The following is an 18277-nucleotide window of genomic DNA, read 5'->3' on the forward strand; positions in this document are numbered from 1 at the left end:
AAAACCTCTATGTTTATGGCTAAAGCTTTAAAACCTTGTTATAACATTCATAGTAAATTGGAGTTTCTTGATTCAGCACTGAATATTGCAGACCATAGAGAAGGAGATTTAAAAGCAATGGTCTATTATATAATGGCTAGAGTTTATTATGAGGAAGGATTCTTAACAGAGGCTATTAAAAGTTATAATACTTCTTTGGAACTAAATGAATTTTATTATGATGCCTATCAAGATCTAATAGCCATTCTATTTAAGAATGAGTTGTGGAATGATGCAGAGATTGTTTTGAAAAAACTAATTAAGATAAATGGAGAACAACCGAATATCTGTTTTACCTATGCAAGAATATTAGAAAAAAATAATAAATGGATAGACGCATTTAAATACTTTAATAAAGCAAAACAGTATTCATCTATAAATATTGATGTTTTAAATTCTCATATACAAAACTGTATTCAACATTTTGATAATGAAGAGTTAGTGGAGAGTAATAAAAGTATAATAGTTAGTGACAATCACTCTATCAGTCTTGATGACTTTTCTTTAGCACTCGATGGATTTATAGAGTCAATGTCTTCTGATTCTAGAATGCAATTTTGGGTTGCTAACAAAGAAGATACCATAAAAAGATATAGATGGACTAAAAATCCAGAAGAAGTATCAAAACATGCATTGATAACTTATTTAAAGGGTAAGTTTGGAAAGTCGTGTATAGAACTTATCCAGGAACCTAGAGCTGGTGCTGGATTCATTGATTTATATATCCTTTTAAAAGGAGGTCTGAATATAGTTGTTGAATTGAAAATGTGTGGGGAAGGCTATAGTTCTACTTATGCTATAAGTGGAGAGTCACAGATATTACATTATCTAAGAAATACGAACTCGAAAGTAGGTTTCCTAGTTATTTTTGATTCTCGTAAGAGGGAGTTTGGTACTAAATTTAATGATACTGTATATATAGATAATTTTTATATAAATACAAAAGTTGTAGATGTAAGGCCTTTTGTCGATAAAAAATAATTTAGTAGTTCTTTGCATTTAAAATGTATGTCCCATACCATTCCAACATCTCCCTGCGCCCTTCGAGATATTGCGCATGGTTATAAGTTCCACGGATGGAATTTTTATCAACATGGGCAAGCTGGGTTTCAATCCATGCACTGTTATAGCCTTTCTCATGCAAGATAGTGCTCATGGTGTGCCGGAAGCCGTGACCGGTGGCCCTGCCATGATAACCCAGCATCTTGATCACCTTATTGATACTCGCCTCACTCATCGGCTTACCGGCATCATTGCGTCCGGGGAACACCAACTTATAATTCCCTGTCAGCACCTTTAGCTTTTCAAGGATCGCTAAGGCTTGTGTGGAAAGCGGTACAAGATGAGGGCGGCGCTTTTTCATCCGTTCTTTAGGAACCTCCCACAAGGCATTATCCAGATCAAATTCAGACCATTCAGCGGCCCGTAGCTCGATAGTTCTTACGCCCGTGAGCATTAACAACTGGGTGGCGTATTTGGTCAGTTTGCTGCCTTTATAGTTATCCAATGCCTGAATAAATTCGGGTAACTCACTTTCAGTCAGGAAAGGGTAATGGCCATTCTTGGGGCGGTTCAATGCGCTGGCCAAATCAGGGGCTGGGTTATAAGTGGCCCGCCCTGTCACTACTGCATAGCGGAATACTTCACCACAGCGCCGCCTGATTTTTCCGGTGAGTTCCAGTGCGCCACGTTTTTCGATGCGTTGCAGAACGGCTAACAGTTCCAACGGCGCTATTTGGTCAATTGGGCGCTTGCCGATATAAGGAAATACGTTGTTATCGAAGCCACGCATAACCGTATCCGCATATTCTTGCGTCCAGGTGGGTAATTTGGAGGTATGCCATTCTTTGGCGATAGCCTCGAACGTGTTGGCGTGGGAATGCTGTAGGGCTATCTTTTCAGCTTTGCGGGCATCACTGGGGTTAATGCTGTTGGCCACTTGCGCTCTGGCTTCATCGCGTTTCTTGCGAGCATCGGCTAATGAAATATCACCATACAGGCCGAAAGATATCATTTTAGGCTTCCCGGCAAAGCGGTAACGGAAGCGCCAACCCTTGGAGCCATTGGGTTCAATCAATAGGGATAGGCCATTGCCATCATTCAAGGTATAGGCTTTATCTTGGGCTTTAGCCCGGCGAATTTGGATATCTGTGAGTAGCATGTGTATAGCCCTAAAGATCGAACCTAGCGTTATACGCAATCCTATACACATATGTGCTTAGATTCCACTAAACATTGTGGGATCTCTTTAGACGCCAAATGTCTATTTATCGTTGTTTTAACAGGATTTTATGGACTTAGTGGGATGTACTGAGAAGTGCTAATGGTGTCCCCGACTGGAATCGAACCAGTAACTAGCCCTTAGGAGGGGCTTGTTATATCCGTTTAACTACGGGGACCCGGTCATCGGCAGGGTGATTGCCGCTGAAGTGTACTGCCGAGCATTATACGCATTTTTATCCAGATAATAAGCGGTTAGCTGGCTGTTTGGTTACTCTGTCACCAACTGAGAGTGATTAAGTGATAGTAATAACCGAAAAACGATGTTTATCGGCACAGTTGTAGCTATCTAGCCTTATAACTGTTTTTTTGCCGTAAGCCATTAACAACATCGAGTATCAGGCTGACGTGAGAAGTGAATAAGCTAATTTGAATAGGTTAATTAAGGACACGAGGCTGTCGCCACTCGTGTCCAGTAAACTCAGCAACCAACGGCAATTCCCCCAGAGGCTACATTTCTATCGGGGGGGGTAATTCATTGATTAAGAATTTAACTTTTCTTAACGAACTCTGATTTCAACTTCATTGGACCAAACCCATCAATTTTACAATCGATATTGTGATCACCTTCAACCAGACGAATACCTTTCACTTTGGTACCAATTTTCAGCGTTGAAGAACTGCCTTTTACTTTCAGATCCTTAACCACAGTGACCGAATCACCGTCAGCCAATAAATTGCCGTTGGCATCACGCACCACCAGGTCGTCTTGGGCCGTGGCTGAAGCACTGCTTTCAGACCATTCATGACCACACTCCGGGCAATTCAGTTGTTCACCTTCTTGCCATGTAAATTTAGAACTACATTTTGGACAGTTTGGTAAATCCTGCACGTTAACCTCTTGAAATTAAATTGAATAAATATAAAAAAGTGATAAATAGCAGACTGCTATATTGATGTTCGCATATTTTACACTTTTTATTGTATTAAAGAATAGCCAAGTGGTCAGTAGGGCCGGTAAATAATTATTGGTCTATCTACTCAATCATCTTTGAATCCTGCTACGCCACGGTATTTCCCATGGTTTAGATGATATAAAGATAATTGACTTAACTAAGGGGATTTTATTAAAAATTTCCGCTATATCATGGTTACCCATTGCGAGTGGAACGGTGATAACTGAATTCTGTTTACTTCTGTGCTAAGCGCTGATGTTGTTCAAGTTCATAGTCAATAAAGGCATTGATCATCGTCCGGTAGACTTTCTCGATAATCTCTTCTGCTAGCCCTGCTTTATTGGCTTCTGCGGTGACGCGATCTATCACTATCTGAACCCTATCTGGCGCACGTACTGCGTTCTGATCCTGCTTAAATGCGGCGGCCGCTTTGACACATTGGCCCCGTTGCGCGATTAACGCGACAATTTGCGAATCTATGCCATCAATGGCCGTTCTGATGTCCTCTATCGAAGAGAAATGCATGAGTTGTACTTCCTTGCTAGTACGGAATTACCACGTTAGCACAGCGGTTAAGTTTGTGCTATTCAGAGGAGGGGGGCGCAGTTATTAAGGGCGTGAAATAGCCCATCAGAACGGGAGGGTAAAGTAACCAAACGCTAATGTTGTTGGTTTTTTCTACAGAAATTTGATCTTATACCGAATAATACCTCTATAAGAGTAGGGCCAGGGTCAGGCCCACGCTACGTAAGGATTAAGCCTTATGTTATCATTCAGTTTTCCTGAAACAACAATCCTACGGTGGAAACCACACCTTCATGTTGGAAGCTAAAAACCTGACCTGTATCCGAGATGAGCGAAGCTTGTTCCAACAGTTGAGCTTCTGTGTGGCTGCGGGGGAAATTGTCCAAGTCGAGGGGCAAAATGGTGCAGGTAAAACCAGTCTATTGCGGATTTTAGCCGGACTGGCCGATGCAGATGAAGGGCAGGTGAGCTGGTTGGGGGCGAATATTCGCCGAGATCGCGCTAAGTATCATCAGGATTTATTGTTTTTAGGCCATCAGCCGGGAATTAAGTCGGTACTGACGCCTTTTGAGAATCTGGCGTTTTACCAATCGGTGTGGCAAAAGGTCGATAGCGCCGCAATCTGGCAGGCTTTATCTCAGGTCGGGTTAGTGGGTTATGAAGATTTACCGGTATCTCAATTATCTGCCGGGCAGCAACGGCGCGTGGCATTGGCCCGTTTGTGGTTGAGCAAGGCTCCACTCTGGATTTTGGATGAACCGTTGACCGCGATTGATAAACAGGGGGTTGCTACCCTGTTAGCTCTGTTTGTCGAGCATGCAGCCAACGGTGGCATGGTACTGCTTACCACACATCAGGACCTGAACGGTGTTGGTCAACGTGTACGTAAAATCCGTTTAACCAACACGCAGGAGAATTAATGTTTATCAGCGTGTTGCGCCGTGAATTAAAGATAGCCTTTAGAAAAGGTGCAGAGATAGTTAATCCGCTCTGGTTTTTTCTGATTGTCATCACTTTGTTTCCGTTGGGGATCGGCCCGGAACCGCAATTATTGGCGCGTATTGCGCCGGGAATTGTCTGGGTGGCAGCATTGCTTGCATCGTTACTCTCTTTGGAGCGGCTATTCCGCGATGATTTCTACGATGGCTCCCTTGAACAGTTGCTGTTATTACCCGCGCCACTGGCACTCACGGTGTTAGGCAAAGTGTGTGCTCACTGGGTCGTGACCGGATTACCGTTACTGATTTTATCTCCGCTGGTCGCTTTGTTGCTTTCCCTCGACAGCAATACCGCGATTGCCATGGCGCTGACGCTGCTGTTGGGGACACCGACCTTAAGTTTTATCGGGGCTATTGGTGTGGCACTGACCGTGGGGTTACGCAAGGGAGGGGTGCTGCTGAGTTTATTGGTGCTGCCGCTGTATATCCCGGTGCTGATATTTGCTACTGCGGCCATTGATGCGGCGTCAATGTCGCTGCCAATTGATGGGTATCTGGCTATTTTGGGGGCAATGTTAGCGGGGAGTGCAACACTGGCGCCTTTTGCTACCGCTGCCGCATTGAGAGTGAGTGTGCACTAGCAGTTTAATGCCACTCAGAAGGTAACAATTTCGAAAAAGAAGCGTGCAGTTAAGTGTGTGAGCGTTTTCATAAGCTTAAGCGCGGTAGCCAACGCAGTCAGAGCAGATTGTGCGCCGTACCCTGCACCGGCATTCCAATGGGTGATGCCTGTCAAATTTTACTGTGAGCAATGAAAAATGTGGAAATGGTTTCATCAATTCGCTAAACCCGAACGGCTCTATACGCTGTGCGGCCGGTTTGTTCCATGGCTGGGTATTGCTAGCGTGGTCTGTCTGATGGTGGGCTGGGTGTGGGGATTTGGTTTCGCCCCCTCGGATTACCAGCAAGGCGACAGTTTCCGTATCATCTACTTACATGTCCCGGCGGCTATCTGGTCGATGGGTATCTACATGTCGATGGCAATTGCGGCATTTGTCGGTCTGGTCTGGCAAATGAAAATGTCCGATAACGTGGTGGCCGCCATGGCACCGGTCGGCGCGGTCTTTACCTTTATTGCATTGGTCACCGGTTCTGCCTGGGGTAAACCGATGTGGGGAACCTGGTGGATTTGGGATGCGCGACTGACCTCTGAATTAGTGCTGCTGTTCCTCTATCTTGGCGTGATTGCGCTGTATAACGCATTTGACGATCGCAAGTTGGCCGGGCGGGCTGCCGGTATTCTGGTGCTGGTCGGGGTGGTTAATATTCCAATCATTCATTTCTCGGTGGTGTGGTGGAACACCTTGCATCAAGGTTCCACCAACATGCAGCAAAGCATTGATCCGAGTATGCGTTCGCCATTGCGTTGGGCGATTATTGGCTACTTATTATGTTTTATTACGCTGACATTAATGCGCCTGCGCAACTTGATTTTGCAGCAAGAACGCCATCGACCTTGGGTTAGCGCCCTATTGCGTAAGGAACCACGTCTATGAATCCGGCCTTTCACTCCTGGGCGGCATTTTTTGCCATGGGCGGCTATGCCTTTTATGTCTGGCTGGCGGCGGCGGTTACTTTGTTGTCTCTGTTTAGTTTGTGGGGATATACGTGGTGGCAGCACAAGCAGCTATTCGCGGATATTCAGCGTCGTCAGGCGCGGGAGCTGCGCATTCGGCAGGCAAATCAGACTCAGCATTCCGCCCGTTCGCAGGAGAAACAGCAGTGAACCCACGTAGAAAAAGTCGGCTCTATTTGGCGATGGTGGTTTTGATCGGCATCGGCCTGACGACCACTCTGGTGTTGTACGCACTGCGTGCCAATATCGATCTGTTCTATACCCCTGGCGAAATTTTGCAGGGTAAAGGTGAGCGCCACGAGAAGCCGGAAATAGGCCAGCGTTTGCGTATCGGCGGCATGGTCATGCCGGGTTCGGTGAAACGTGATGATAAGACGTTGGAAATGAGTTTCAAGGTTTATGATGCGCGTGGCGCAATCACCGTCACTTATACCGGCATTCTACCGGATCTGTTCCGCGAGGGGCAGGGGGTGGTAGCGCAAGGCGTATTTGCTGAGGGCAATACGGTAAATGCGAAAGAGGTGCTGGCAAAGCATGATGAGAAATACACGCCACCAGAAGTGAAAGAGGCGATGAAGGAAAACCACACGCGCCCCGCAGAGGCTTACAGTAGCACTAAGCGTGAGGGCAACGCCTCATGATGCCTGAAATGGGGAGTTTCCTGTTATGCCTGGCACTGGCCATCTCACTATTGCTGAGTTTGTATCCGCAATGGGGTGCTGCGCGTCAAGATGCCCGCATGATGGCGGTTGGCAGACCCTTGACTTACGGTATGTTTGCTACCATCGCGCTGTCATTTATATGTCTGGTGTATGCGTTTGTGGTGAATGATTTCACTGTCTCCTATGTGGCGGCGAACTCAAATTCACACCTGCCGGTTTATTATCGTATTGCGGCGACCTGGGGCGCACATGAGGGATCGCTGCTGCTGTGGGTGCTGCTGCTAAGTTGCTGGTCGCTGGCTGTGGCGCTCTTTAGCCGTTCAATGCCGGATGATGCGGTAGCCCGAGTGCTGTCGGTGCTGGGGATGATTACCAGTGGTTTCCTGTTATTTATTATTCTGACGTCAAATCCGTTTACCCGCAGCTTGCCGGACTTCCCAATTGACGGTAACGATTTAAATCCGTTGTTGCAGGATGTCGGGCTGATTTTCCATCCGCCACTGCTTTATATGGGGTATGTGGGGTTCTCAGTAGCTTTTGCTTTCGCCATCGCTTCCTTAATGGCTGGCCGGCTTGACAGTGCTTGGGCGCGCTGGTCACGGCCGTGGACTCAAGCGGCATGGGTGTTCCTGACCATGGGGATCGTGCTCGGTTCGGCGTGGGCTTATTATGAATTAGGCTGGGGCGGCTGGTGGTTCTGGGATCCGGTTGAGAATGCCTCGTTTATGCCTTGGCTGGCAGGTACGGCGTTGATTCACTCATTAGCGGTGACTGAAAAACGTGGAACATTCAAAGCGTGGACGGTATTGCTGGCGATTACGGCATTCTCTCTATGCCTAATGGGCACCTTCCTGGTGCGTTCCGGCGTACTGGTTTCGGTGCACTCTTTTGCCTCTGATCCGGCCCGTGGCATGTTTATTCTGGCTTATCTGGTGATTGTTATCGGTGGCTCATTGCTACTGTATGCGGTTAAAGGCGCACAAGTGCGCAGCCGTACTCAGCACGAGGTGTTCTCACGCGAGACTTTCCTGCTCGGTAATAATGTGCTGCTGATCGCCGCGATGCTGGTGGTGCTTCTGGGTACCTTGCTGCCATTGGTTCACAAGCAACTGGGGCTGGGCAGTATTTCAATCGGCGAACCGTTCTTTAATACCATGTTTACCTGGTTGATGGCACCGATGGCGCTGCTGATGGGGATCGGGCCGTTAGTGCGCTGGCGCAGAGATGAGCCGAGCAAACTATGGAAACGCCTCAGTGTGGCTCTGGTCATCACTTTGCTGCTGTCGATATTGGTACCCTGGCTGCTGCAAGACACTATTGCCGGTATGACTGTTGTCGGTCTGATGATGTCTATCTGGGTCATTATCCTGACATTGATGGAGTTGCATGAGCGAGCGACTCACCGCCATGGTTTTTGGCGTGGTTTAACACACTTATCTCGCAGTCATTGGGGCATGGTATTGGGGCATTTGGGTGTTGCGGTGACGGTGATCGGTATTGCTTTTAGCCAAAATTACAGTGTTGAGCGTGATGTGCGCATGAAGGCCGGTGATAGTATCAATATTCACGATTATCACTTCGTGTTCCGCGATGTTCACGATATCAAAGGGCCGAACTATACCGGCGGTGTTGGTATTATTGATGTCACCCGTAATGGTAAACCTGAAGCCACGTTACATGCGGAGAAACGCTATTACAGTGTGGCCCGTTCGATGATGACTGAAGCTGCTATTGATGGTGGTTTCAGCCGTGATCTTTACGCTGCACTGGGTGAAGAACTGGATGACGGGTCATGGGCGGTGCGCTTGTACTACAAACCCTTTGTCCGCTGGATCTGGTTCGGCGGGGTATTTATGGCTATCGGCGGTATCTTCTGCATGCTTGATCCGCGTTATCGGATGAGTAAAAAATTAAAGCACAGTGCTGCATCGGAGGCTGAATAATGAAATCTCATTTTTCATTCAATAAGCTGATGTTTATTCCGTTGGTACTGTTTTTACTGTTGGTTGTAGCCTTTTTAGTGCAATTGACCCGCAATGCTAATGGTGATGATCCGACGATGTTGGAGTCGGCGTTGATTGGCAAACCGGTGCCAACGTTCAAACTTGAATCTCTTGACCAGCCGGGGAAAACCTTTGATCAGGCAGTATTACATGATGGTAAGCCCATGCTACTCAATGTCTGGGCGACCTGGTGCCCGACGTGCCGCGCTGAGCATCAATACCTGAATAAGCTGGCAGCACAGGGCATCCGTGTGGTGGGGTTGAACTATAAAGATGATCGTGTCAAAGCGGTACAGTGGCTCAATGCGCTGGGTAATCCTTATGCGCTGAGTTTGTATGATGGCGATGGCATGTTAGGGCTGGATCTGGGGGTTTATGGTGCGCCGGAAACTTTTCTGATCGACGGCCAGGGTATTATCCGTTATCGCCATGCCGGTGATCTCAATGATCGCATCTGGTTGCAAGAAATTCTGCCGTTGTATAAGAAGTATCAGGGGGGCGCATGAGATTACTGAGCCTGATCTTTGGCCTCATGCTGAGTTGGAGTTTGTTTGCCGCCATCGATACCTATACCTTTAAATCTGAGGCACAAGAGCAGCAGTATCGTGAGCTGACGGAGCAACTGCGTTGCCCTAAATGTCAGAACAACAGCATTGCCGACTCCAACGCCATTATTGCTGCTGATATGCGTGCCAAAGTGTATGAACTGATGCAGCAGGGTAATTCCAAACAGCAAATCATTGATTATATGGTGGCCCGTTACGGTAACTTCGTTACTTATGAACCACCGGTTACTGCCGCGACGCTGATTCTGTGGGTGGGGCCAGCACTGTTTGTGTTGATAGGTGCCGCAGTGGTGGTATTACGTGCACGGCGGCGGGTGGTGAAAGAAACTCCACTGTCGGCGCAGGAACAGCAACGATTACATCATCTGCTAGCTGAACATTCTCGCGGTGTGGAAAAACCGGCTGCCGTGCAACACAGCATGCCAACTGAACACGTAAAGACTAACAGGGAACAACCATAATGGCTTTTTGGCTGATAGTGATCATTTTGCTGGTGGTCGCGGGTGCCTTGTTGGTTATACCTGCCATGCGACAAAACCAGCATGCACCGGCGACCACTCGGGATGAATTGAACAAGGCTATTTATCAGGATCGGTTATCTGAATTGGCAGAAGATGAAGCACAGGGCGTGGTAGAGCAGCGACCAGAACTGATTCAGGAACTGCAACAAAACCTGCTGACAGATATCCCGCAACAACCGGATGAAGAGATAAGCCCGATTAACCGCTGGATGTTATTGCCTGGGGTGGTGATTCTGGTGGTGGTAGCGGTAGGGTTATACCTGAAAACCGGTGGTTTGGCTCAGGTGCAGGCATGGCATCAGGTTGAGGCGCAAATGCCTGAATTACGCGCCAGAGTTGCCAATGAACGGGCGCAACCGCTAAGCACGGAAGAGATCGCACGTTTAGGACTGGGCTTGCGTACTTCTTTGCAACAAGATGCCGGCAACGTCAATGACTGGATGATGCTCGGCAGGGTGGGGATGGCACTGAATAATGCCACTACCGCAACCCAAGCTTTTGCAAAAGCTTATCAACTTGCCCCGGATAATGAAGATGTCAGACTCGGTTATGCCGAAGTGCTGACACGCTCCAACGATCAACAGGATAATCAGCTCGCAACCCAGATGTTGCGAACGATGGTTGGGCAGGATCACACCAATCTGCGCGCCATGAGTTTATTAGCTTTTAATGCTTTTGAGCAGGGGGATTTTAAACAAGCGATTGGTGCATGGGAAGTTATGCTAAAATTGCTGCCTGCTGGCGATTCCCGCATAGAAGTGATAAAACGCAGTATCCAGCAAGCCAAATCACAGGCAGGGCAGGAAACAGCTACACTGGGAATAGAGGTTTCATTATCCTCCGACGCCGCACAGAAATTACCCCAGCAGGGAACCCTGATTATCTCGGTAACCGATGGGGCAAATCCGGTACCGGTTGCAGTAAAACAATTGCCTTTGAGCCGATTCCCGCTATCTGTAGCGCTTGATGACAGCAATGCAATGATGCCAGAGCGCTTGCTCTCTTCTTTGTCTCAGGTGAACGTGCGGGCGCGTATCTCGCTGGATGGTACGGCCAATCCGCAAGCAGGGGACTGGTTTGGCGAGAGTGGTGTACAGGGTTTCGGTGAGAAAGCGCAGCCGCAAACGATTAATGTACAGATAAACAAACAGATCCCTTAAGTGTAAGGGGCTGGACAGAATTTCATGGAGAAAATTATGAACTACCGCCTGACTGGGCTGGCTTTTGCCACCGTGCTATTAGTAGGGTGTGCCAGTAGCTCGCCGGATCACATCGAGCAGGGCCGCTCAGATCCGCTGGAAGGTTTTAACCGGGCAATGTTCAATTTTAACTATGAGGTTCTTGATCCTTACGTGGTGCGTCCGGTTGCCGTAGTTTGGCGTGATTATGTGCCACAACCTGCACGTAATGGTACGAGTAATTTCCTGAGTAACCTTGAAGAGCCAGCCAGTATGGTCAACAGCTTCCTGGTGGGTGACCCGTATAATGGCATGAAACACTTTAACCGCTTTTTCCTGAATACTATTTTGGGTATGGGTGGCTTGATAGATGTGGCGAGTATGGCTAACCCTAAACTGGCTAAACAAACCCCTCACCGTTTTGGCAGTACCCTGGGCCATTATAACGTCGGTTACGGCCCGTATGTGGTACTACCGGGCTATGGTAGTTTCACTATTCGTGAGGATGGTGGTAATGCGGCTGATTATGTTTACCCGGTATTGAGTTATCTGACGTTCTGGATGTCAGCAGGTAAATGGATGGTTGAAGGGATTGAAACCCGCGCTCAGTTATTGGACTCCGATGGTTTGCTGCGTAACTCGTCAGATCCTTATCTGATGGTGCGCGATGCCTACTTCCAGCGTCATGATTTCCTGGCGAATGGCGGGCAGTTGAAACCGGAAGTTAATTCGAACGCACAAGCGATTCAGGGTGATTTGGAAAGTATCGATTCAGCCAACTGATTTTGATGCTTAATACGAATAACAAAAAAGCGCCGAAAGGCGCTTTTTTGTTTGCCAGTATCGGCTGATTAGAACGCGTAGTTAAAGTTCACACCGTACAGCAGTGCGGTACCTTTGGAGTCGAACTCATAGGTAGTGCCACCCAATGCGGTAGGCGTTTTTTCCTTGATGTGCACGCTCTGGCCATGCATATAGGAAACACCGACATCTACTGAGGCATCTTTGTTGAAAGCGTAAGTAGTACCGGCACTGATCCAGAAACGGTCTTGGTCTGGAATCGAGATAGTGCGGTTATCTGCCGGAACCGGGCTGTCATCGAAGGCAATACCGGTACGGAAGGTCCAATTATCATCGTAATAATAAGTGGTACCCAGCGCGATACGGTAAGCGTCATGGAAGCCTTCTTGCTTCTCAAACAGGGTTTGCCCATTTGTGCCCGTCGCTCTCAACTCTTTGAACTGGCTCCAACTGGTATACGCCATGCTGTAGTGAATGGCCCACTGTGGTGCCACACGGTTGTAGCCAGAGACTTCCCAGACTTCTGGTAGATTAAGCGTCAGAGAGCCAGGGACTGTTTGACCTGCCAGCCCACCTAGTCGAGTAGGCAATTGGTTACTGTAATCGCCATCAAAATCAATCTTAACTTTTGATCGGTAGGTAAAGCTGTAGCGGTTTTCTTTATCTACTTCATACAAGACACCCGCATTCCAACCGTAACCCCATTTTTTCCCCTCAAGGCGGGAAACCTCGGTACTTGGTGCTTGTGGAATAGGTAAGCGAGGGCCAGCTTCGCCAGCGTGGCGTACTATGGTCGCATCGGCGTACACGGCATTAAAGCCCAGACCGAAACTGAAATTCTCATTCAGGCGATAAGCGGTGCTCAAGTTCAGGTTGGCTGTTTTCAGATCAGTCTGACCGCCGAGAGAACCGGCAGTATAATTGTCATTGAATTCAGTAGCCAAACCGTAGTTTGAGGTACCAGAGGCACCAATTGCCCATTGCTCATTCAGTGGCATAATAAAGTGGATATTCGGGATCCACTCCGATGGTGCGATGTTATTGGCATTGGTACTTTGACCGCTTCGTGATGTGCCACTGATATTGACATCAGGATCAACATAAACAAAGCCGCCAGAGAAAGAAGGGCGGTCGAACAAAGTCATTGCAGCGGGGTTGCGGCTACCAACAGATGCGTTGTCGGCAACGGCGCCTTCACCAGAGAAAGAACGCCCCAATGCAGCGGCTGAATATTCATTCAACTGGAAGCCAGCCGCAGAAACGTTCGACGATATGAGTGCAACTGCAGCCGCCAGAGCTGATCGGGTAAACAGGTTTTTCTGGTTCATGACCAAAACCTCATTGTTTTAATTAATGTTACTCATCGTAACAAGAGAATGCGGGATTGTAGGGTCCGTTATCGGTCAGACAAAGCAGACCAGTGGCTGAAGTATAGGTCCGACCTGTGTCAGTGTTGCAAGTATGTTTTAGGATTTGTTCAGTTTTGATTGCAAAAAATAGACACAGTTAACAAAAAAATCACAATTTAGTATCAATTATTACATTACCAATGAATGAGCATGTGATTCGAGTGTGATCTTTATCACTTAATAAGCCTATAAACAGTAAGTCCTAGTGCCAAGTGACCGACGGTAGTAAAATAGTGACAGAGAATATATTTTTTTTGCGCCATCTCTTTTTGCGCTATTTGCGCTAACGAATTGGCAATTTGCACCTATTTTGAAATGTCCGTTGAGGAGAATTGAAGATGTCAGATGCAATTAATCGCTGTAGTGCGGAAGAAACTGCTGCCTGCTGCTGTATAGATGTCGGCACTATCATGGATAATACTGATTGCACGGCGTCTTACAGTTGTGTGTTTGGTAACCGTGCTGACGCTGAAGCCATGTTGAAATCGCTGACTGAAAAAGCGCGAGCTGTTGAATCAGAGCCTTGTCTGATTGAGCATAAATTTGAAGAGAAAGACGGCGGTGTTTGTTTAACCATCGACTTTACCTTTGCTTGCCAGGCAGAAACCATGATTTTCCAGCTTGGTCTGCGTTAATTAATACCGGTTTTCACTGAAACTTAGGTTAGTGAATCTCTCCCCAACGCGAAGCTTTTTGCTTCGCGTTTATTTTTGTATTATTCCCCTTGTGAATTTATTGCATTAGATTCATCACATTTACTGCTGTTATCCCCATTTCCAATTCGTCCTTCCATCGATTTTTGTCGCTAAAAGTTGCTCCTGCTCCCACTTTCCTGCTCTGTAGGTTTACCAAATGTAAATGTTTGGTTAACAATAATTGGATCAGGTCAGACCTGTTATTTGTTATGCTTAACTAAAAGCCATTCTATTTATCAGGAGCGTTTATGAGTAAGCCATTACCGCTAGTGACGCGCCAGGGCGATCGCATTGCAATAGTCAGCGGCCTGCGGACCCCTTTTGCCAAGCAGGCAACTGCTTATCACGGTGTACCCGCTGTCGACTTAGGTAAAATTGTGGTCAGTGAGCTGCTGGCCAGAAGTGGCGTTGCTCCTGAGTTAATTGATCAATTAGTTTTCGGTCAGGTGGTGCAAATGCCTGAAGCGCCAAATATTGCCCGCGAAATCGTGTTGGGAACCGGTATGAGTGCGCATACCGATGCTTACAGTGTGTCACGCGCGTGCGCTACCAGTTTTCAGGCGGTAGCCAATGTGGCAGAAAGTATTATTGCTGGCTCAGTCACGGTAGCGATAGCTGGTGGTGCCGATTCCTCTTCCGTGCTGCCAATCGGTGTCAGTAAAGCATTGGCGCGCACCTTGGTGGATGTTAATAAAGCACGCACCCTCTCCCAGCGGCTGAAGTTGTTCAGCCGATTAAAGTTACGCGACCTGCTTCCTGTTGCTCCGGCGGTGGCTGAATACTCTACCGGCTTGCGCATGGGGGATACCGCAGAGCAGATGGCAAAAACCTATGGTATCAGCCGTGAAGATCAAGATGCTTTGGCGCTACGCTCGCACCAAATGGCCGCGATTGCCTGGCAGCAAGGGCTATTACACGACGAGGTGATGACGGCTTATATCCCGCCTTACCGTGATGCTATTACTGAAGATAACAATATCCGCAAAGATTCCACGATGGCGCAATATGCCAAGTTACGCCCGGCATTCGATCGCAAACATGGCAGTGTCACTGCGGCCAACAGCACCCCGCTGACGGATGGTGCCGCAGCCGTGATGATGATGAGTGAAGCGAAAGCAAAAGAACTGGGTTTACAACCGTTAGGTTATCTGCGCAGTTTCGCCTTTTCCGCCATCGATGTTTGGCAAGATATGCTGCTAGGCCCCTCTTATGCTACGCCACTGGCGCTGGATCGTGCCGGTATCACGCTGGCAGATTTGACCCTTATCGATATGCATGAAGCATTTGCGGCACAAACACTGGCTAACCTGAAAATGTTTGCCAGTGATACTTTTGCGCGTGAAAAATTGGGGCGTAGCCAGGCTATTGGCGAAGTTGATATGAGCAAATTCAACGTATTGGGCGGTTCGATTGCCTACGGCCACCCCTTCGCAGCCACCGGTGCTCGCATGATCACCCAAACATTAAATGAATTGCGTCGCCGTGGCGGAGGATTAGGGCTAACGACCGCATGTGCCGCAGGTGGTTTGGGTGCCGCGATGATTCTGGAGGTAGAGTAATGAACCAGGAAAAGTTACTTAACGGCAGTGATGAAACGGTAGGTGGGGATAGCCATATTCCGGCCGATTCGGTCTTTACCCTCAGTGTGCGGCCAGACAATATCGGTGTTATCACCATTGATGTTGTTGGTGACAAAGTGAATACCTTAAAGGCTGAATTTGCAGAGCAAATTGCCGAAGTACTGCAACAAGCACAGGCTTTATCACAATTGCAGGGGCTAGTCATTATTTCTGGTAAACCAGACTCCTTTATTGCCGGGGCTGATATCACCATGATTGCTGCTTGCCGCACTGCCCACGATGCCCGTGTATTGGCACAAAAAGGTCAATCGACATTGGCACAAATCGCGGCATTCCCCATACCGGTAGTTGCCGCTATTCATGGTGCTTGTCTGGGCGGCGGGCTGGAACTGGCATTGGCGTGCCATAGTCGCATCTGTTCTCTGGATGATAAAACGGTACTCGGTTTACCTGAGGTGCAACTGGGTCTGTTGCCCGGTTCGGGTGGCACACAGCGCTTGCCGCGCCTGATCGGTGTCAGCAAAGCACTGGATATGATCCTCACCGGCAGGCAGATCCGTGCGCGCCAGGCGCTTAAAATGGGGCTGGTTGACGATGCAGTGCCTCACGATATCTTGTTAGATGTGGCGGTCAAACGCGCCAAAGCGGGTTGGCTTGACAGGCCGGTTTTGCCTTGGCAGGAACGCTTGCTTAGCGGCCCGTTGGGTAAAGCATTATTGTTTAAAATTGTGCGTAAAAAAACGTTGGCAAAGACCCAAGGCCATTACCCGGCTGCTGAACGCATTATTGATGTGGTGCGTAAAGGGTTGGATCACGGTGGCCCCAGTGGTTATGAAGCGGAAGCCAGAGCCTTTGGTGATCTGGCCATGTCCCCTCAATCGGCTGCTTTGCGTAGCTTGTTCTTTGCTACAACATCACTGAAAAAAGAGACCGGTGGTGCTGCACAGCCTCATGTTATTCATCGTGTTGGGGTCTTGGGTGGCGGCCTTATGGGCGGTGGGATTGCCAATGTCACTGCCACCCGCGCAGGCTTGCCGGTACGGATCAAAGATATTAATCCGCAAGGGATTAATCAGGCGCTGAAATACACGTGGGATGCCTTAGGTAAACGGGTACGCAGCAAACGCATGCGCCCGGCTGAGCGGCAGCGCCAGATGATGCTGATTTCCGGCAGTACAGATTATTGCGGTTTCGACACGCTTGATATCGTAGTTGAAGCTGTGTTTGAAGATTTATCATTGAAGCAGCAGATGGTTGCTGATATCGAACGTTTCGGCGCAGCACATACTATTTTTGCCTCCAATACCTCCTCATTGCCGATAAGCCAAATTGCCGCGCAGGCACAGCGACCAGAGCAGGTAATTGGCCTGCACTACTTTAGCCCGGTCGATAAAATGCCGTTGGTGGAAGTGATTCCCCATGCAAAAACCAGCGAAGAAACTATCGCAACCACAGTAGCTTTGGCGCGTAAACAAGGTAAAACAGCGATTGTTGTCGCTGATCGCGCTGGATTTTATGTAAACCGTATTCTGGCTCCGTATATCAACGAAGCTGCCCGCTGTGTCCTTGACGGTGAACCTATCGATTCGGTTGATAAAGCGTTGGTGAATTTCGGCTTCCCGGTTGGGCCGATCACGCTGTTGGATGAAGTCGGTATTGATGTCGGCACCAAAATTATGCCGATTTTGGTTGCGCAATTAGGGCCACGTTTTGCCGCTCCGCCGTCATTTGATGTCATCTTAAAGGATGGGCGTAAAGGGCGTAAAAATGGCCGTGGTTTTTACCTTTATCCAGCGGAAAATAAAGGTGCTTTTTGGAAAAGAAAACAGGAAAAACAAGTCGATACCAGCGTTTATGTTTTGTTGGGCGTGACGCCGAAAGCCCATCTTGAGTCCTCGGTGATAGTACAGCGTTGTACCATGATGATGTTGAATGAAGTGGTGCGTTGTCTGGATGAGTCGATTATTCGTAACCCGCGCGACGGTGATATTGGTGCGGTGTTCGGTATTGGCTTCCCGCCGTTTTTGGGGGGGCCTTTCCGCTATCTGGATAGTCTGGGGGCAGAAAAGGTTGTGAAAGCGCTCAGATTGCTGGCGCAACAGTATGGTGAGCGTTTTGAACCTTGCCAATTGCTGGTTAGCATGGCTGAACAACAGCAGACGTTTTACCCGCAGGAAAGTAACCCCGATGCAGTGCCAGGTGAAGAGCGCTGAGTTAGCAATCAGGCGTTTGTTGCGGGGATTAGTGGTGTTTTTCCCGCACAATATTGTGCCGACTAACAGCTATGATGAAGAGTGTGAGCAGGATCACCACCTGCGATTCTAAGGGATTAGGTGGCTGTACACCGGGGACAACCCGCGCTACCTTAGCCAGAATCACGTTAAGTGACTATTTGTGCCAAAATGAATTCATCGGCACTCATTGCGCAGGTGATAAAGTTTAGATTAAGCTGTTGATATGGTTATTATGTAACCACTCAAGGTTGGCTGTCGGTATGCTCGGTGTAAAAAACAGCCATTTTCTTTACCTTAAGTTTCAGGCAAAATGC

General features: G+C 48.2%; 18 protein-coding genes and 1 tRNA gene. 14 read left to right on the forward strand and 5 right to left on the reverse strand.

The window, feature by feature from the left end; all coding sequences use genetic code 11:
- Positions 1-9 precede the first annotated feature (9 nt).
- Complete coding sequence (locus A6J67_RS10355) at positions 10-1020, forward strand: tetratricopeptide repeat protein (RefSeq protein WP_080608159.1); 1011 nt, start codon at positions 10-12, stop codon at positions 1018-1020.
- Position 1021: 1 nt separating this feature from the next.
- Here the strand turns inward: A6J67_RS10355 and A6J67_RS10360 are convergent, their stop codons facing one another.
- The 4 genes from A6J67_RS10360 to A6J67_RS10375 all read right to left on the reverse strand — a co-directional run bounded on the left by A6J67_RS10360 (position 1022) and on the right by A6J67_RS10375 (position 3740).
- Positions 1022-2200, reverse strand: coding sequence for a tyrosine-type recombinase/integrase (locus tag A6J67_RS10360; RefSeq protein ID WP_050296737.1), 1179 nt, complete (start codon positions 2198-2200; stop codon positions 1022-1024).
- Positions 2201-2363: 163 nt separating this feature from the next.
- Positions 2364-2438 (reverse strand) — tRNA-Arg (locus tag A6J67_RS10365).
- A 371-nt stretch (positions 2439-2809) separates the two neighbouring features.
- Positions 2810-3151 (reverse strand): zinc ribbon domain-containing protein YjdM, encoded by a 342-nt coding sequence (locus A6J67_RS10370; protein ID WP_005183469.1) that lies wholly within the window; start codon positions 3149-3151, stop codon positions 2810-2812.
- A gap of 298 nt (positions 3152-3449) precedes the next feature.
- Positions 3450-3740 carry a chorismate mutase gene (locus A6J67_RS10375; protein WP_005183468.1) on the reverse strand — a complete coding sequence of 97 codons (291 nt, stop codon included), beginning with the start codon at positions 3738-3740 and terminating at the stop codon, positions 3450-3452.
- Positions 3741-4033: 293 nt separating this feature from the next.
- Here A6J67_RS10375 and ccmA point away from each other — a divergent pair, with 293 nt between their 5' ends.
- The 10 genes from ccmA (at position 4034) to mlaA (ending at position 12027) form a co-directional block, all read left to right on the forward strand.
- Positions 4034-4660 carry a cytochrome c biogenesis heme-transporting ATPase CcmA gene (gene ccmA, locus A6J67_RS10380; RefSeq protein ID WP_032905924.1) on the forward strand — a complete coding sequence of 209 codons (627 nt, stop codon included), beginning with the start codon at positions 4034-4036 and terminating at the stop codon, positions 4658-4660.
- Positions 4660-5319, forward strand: coding sequence for a heme exporter protein CcmB (ccmB, locus tag A6J67_RS10385; protein WP_005183467.1), 660 nt, complete (start codon positions 4660-4662; stop codon positions 5317-5319). Before ccmA ends, ccmB begins: the two co-directional genes overlap by 1 nt.
- A 177-nt stretch (positions 5320-5496) precedes the next feature.
- Complete coding sequence (locus tag A6J67_RS10390; RefSeq protein ID WP_005183466.1) at positions 5497-6234, forward strand: heme ABC transporter permease; 738 nt, start codon at positions 5497-5499, stop codon at positions 6232-6234.
- Entirely contained in the window at positions 6231-6464 is a 234-nt protein-coding gene (gene ccmD, locus A6J67_RS10395; protein ID WP_032905923.1) for a heme exporter protein CcmD, read from the forward strand. Before A6J67_RS10390 ends, ccmD begins: the two co-directional genes overlap by 4 nt.
- Complete coding sequence (gene ccmE / locus A6J67_RS10400) at positions 6461-6955, forward strand: cytochrome c maturation protein CcmE (RefSeq protein WP_032905922.1); 495 nt, start codon at positions 6461-6463, stop codon at positions 6953-6955. The genes ccmD and ccmE overlap by 4 nt, the downstream gene beginning before the upstream one ends.
- The gene (locus A6J67_RS10405) at positions 6952-8919 is read left to right on the forward strand and encodes a heme lyase CcmF/NrfE family subunit (RefSeq protein WP_032905921.1); all 1968 of its coding nucleotides are present in this window, start codon (positions 6952-6954) and stop codon (positions 8917-8919) included. The genes ccmE and A6J67_RS10405 overlap by 4 nt, the downstream gene beginning before the upstream one ends.
- Positions 8919-9485, forward strand: coding sequence for a DsbE family thiol:disulfide interchange protein (locus A6J67_RS10410; RefSeq protein ID WP_032905920.1), 567 nt, complete (start codon positions 8919-8921; stop codon positions 9483-9485). The genes A6J67_RS10405 and A6J67_RS10410 overlap by 1 nt, the downstream gene beginning before the upstream one ends.
- Complete coding sequence (locus A6J67_RS10415; RefSeq protein WP_032905919.1) at positions 9482-10006, forward strand: cytochrome c-type biogenesis protein CcmH; 525 nt, start codon at positions 9482-9484, stop codon at positions 10004-10006. Before A6J67_RS10410 ends, A6J67_RS10415 begins: the two co-directional genes overlap by 4 nt.
- Positions 10006-11226: a c-type cytochrome biogenesis protein CcmI gene (ccmI, locus tag A6J67_RS10420; protein ID WP_005183463.1), complete on the forward strand. Its 1221-nt coding sequence runs from the start codon at positions 10006-10008 to the stop codon at positions 11224-11226. Before A6J67_RS10415 ends, ccmI begins: the two co-directional genes overlap by 1 nt.
- 36 nt (positions 11227-11262) lie before the next feature.
- Positions 11263-12027, forward strand: a complete 765-nt coding sequence (gene mlaA / locus A6J67_RS10425) for a phospholipid-binding lipoprotein MlaA (protein ID WP_072088816.1) — start codon at positions 11263-11265, stop codon at positions 12025-12027.
- Between the two features lie 68 nt (positions 12028-12095).
- Here the strand turns inward: mlaA and fadL are convergent, their stop codons facing one another.
- Entirely contained in the window at positions 12096-13373 is a 1278-nt protein-coding gene (fadL, locus tag A6J67_RS10430) for a long-chain fatty acid transporter FadL (RefSeq protein WP_050296736.1), read from the reverse strand.
- A gap of 419 nt (positions 13374-13792) precedes the next feature.
- On the opposite strand from fadL, the gene A6J67_RS10435 reads away from it, so the two are divergent.
- From A6J67_RS10435 to fadJ, 3 genes are all read left to right on the forward strand, one after another.
- Positions 13793-14089, forward strand: coding sequence for a YfcZ/YiiS family protein (locus A6J67_RS10435; RefSeq protein WP_072088818.1), 297 nt, complete (start codon positions 13793-13795; stop codon positions 14087-14089).
- 308 nt (positions 14090-14397) lie between these two features.
- A complete protein-coding gene (gene fadI / locus A6J67_RS10440) occupies positions 14398-15708 on the forward strand; it encodes an acetyl-CoA C-acyltransferase FadI (protein ID WP_032905918.1) in 1311 nt (436 codons plus the stop codon).
- Positions 15708-17942, forward strand: a complete 2235-nt coding sequence (gene fadJ, locus A6J67_RS10445) for a fatty acid oxidation complex subunit alpha FadJ (protein ID WP_192945370.1) — start codon at positions 15708-15710, stop codon at positions 17940-17942. Before fadI ends, fadJ begins: the two co-directional genes overlap by 1 nt.
- The last annotated feature ends 335 nt before the right edge of the window (positions 17943-18277 follow it).

Origin of the sequence: Yersinia sp. FDAARGOS_228, from assembly GCF_002073315.2 — a bacterium.
GTDB classification, from domain to species: Bacteria; Pseudomonadota; Gammaproteobacteria; order Enterobacterales; family Enterobacteriaceae; genus Yersinia; species Yersinia intermedia.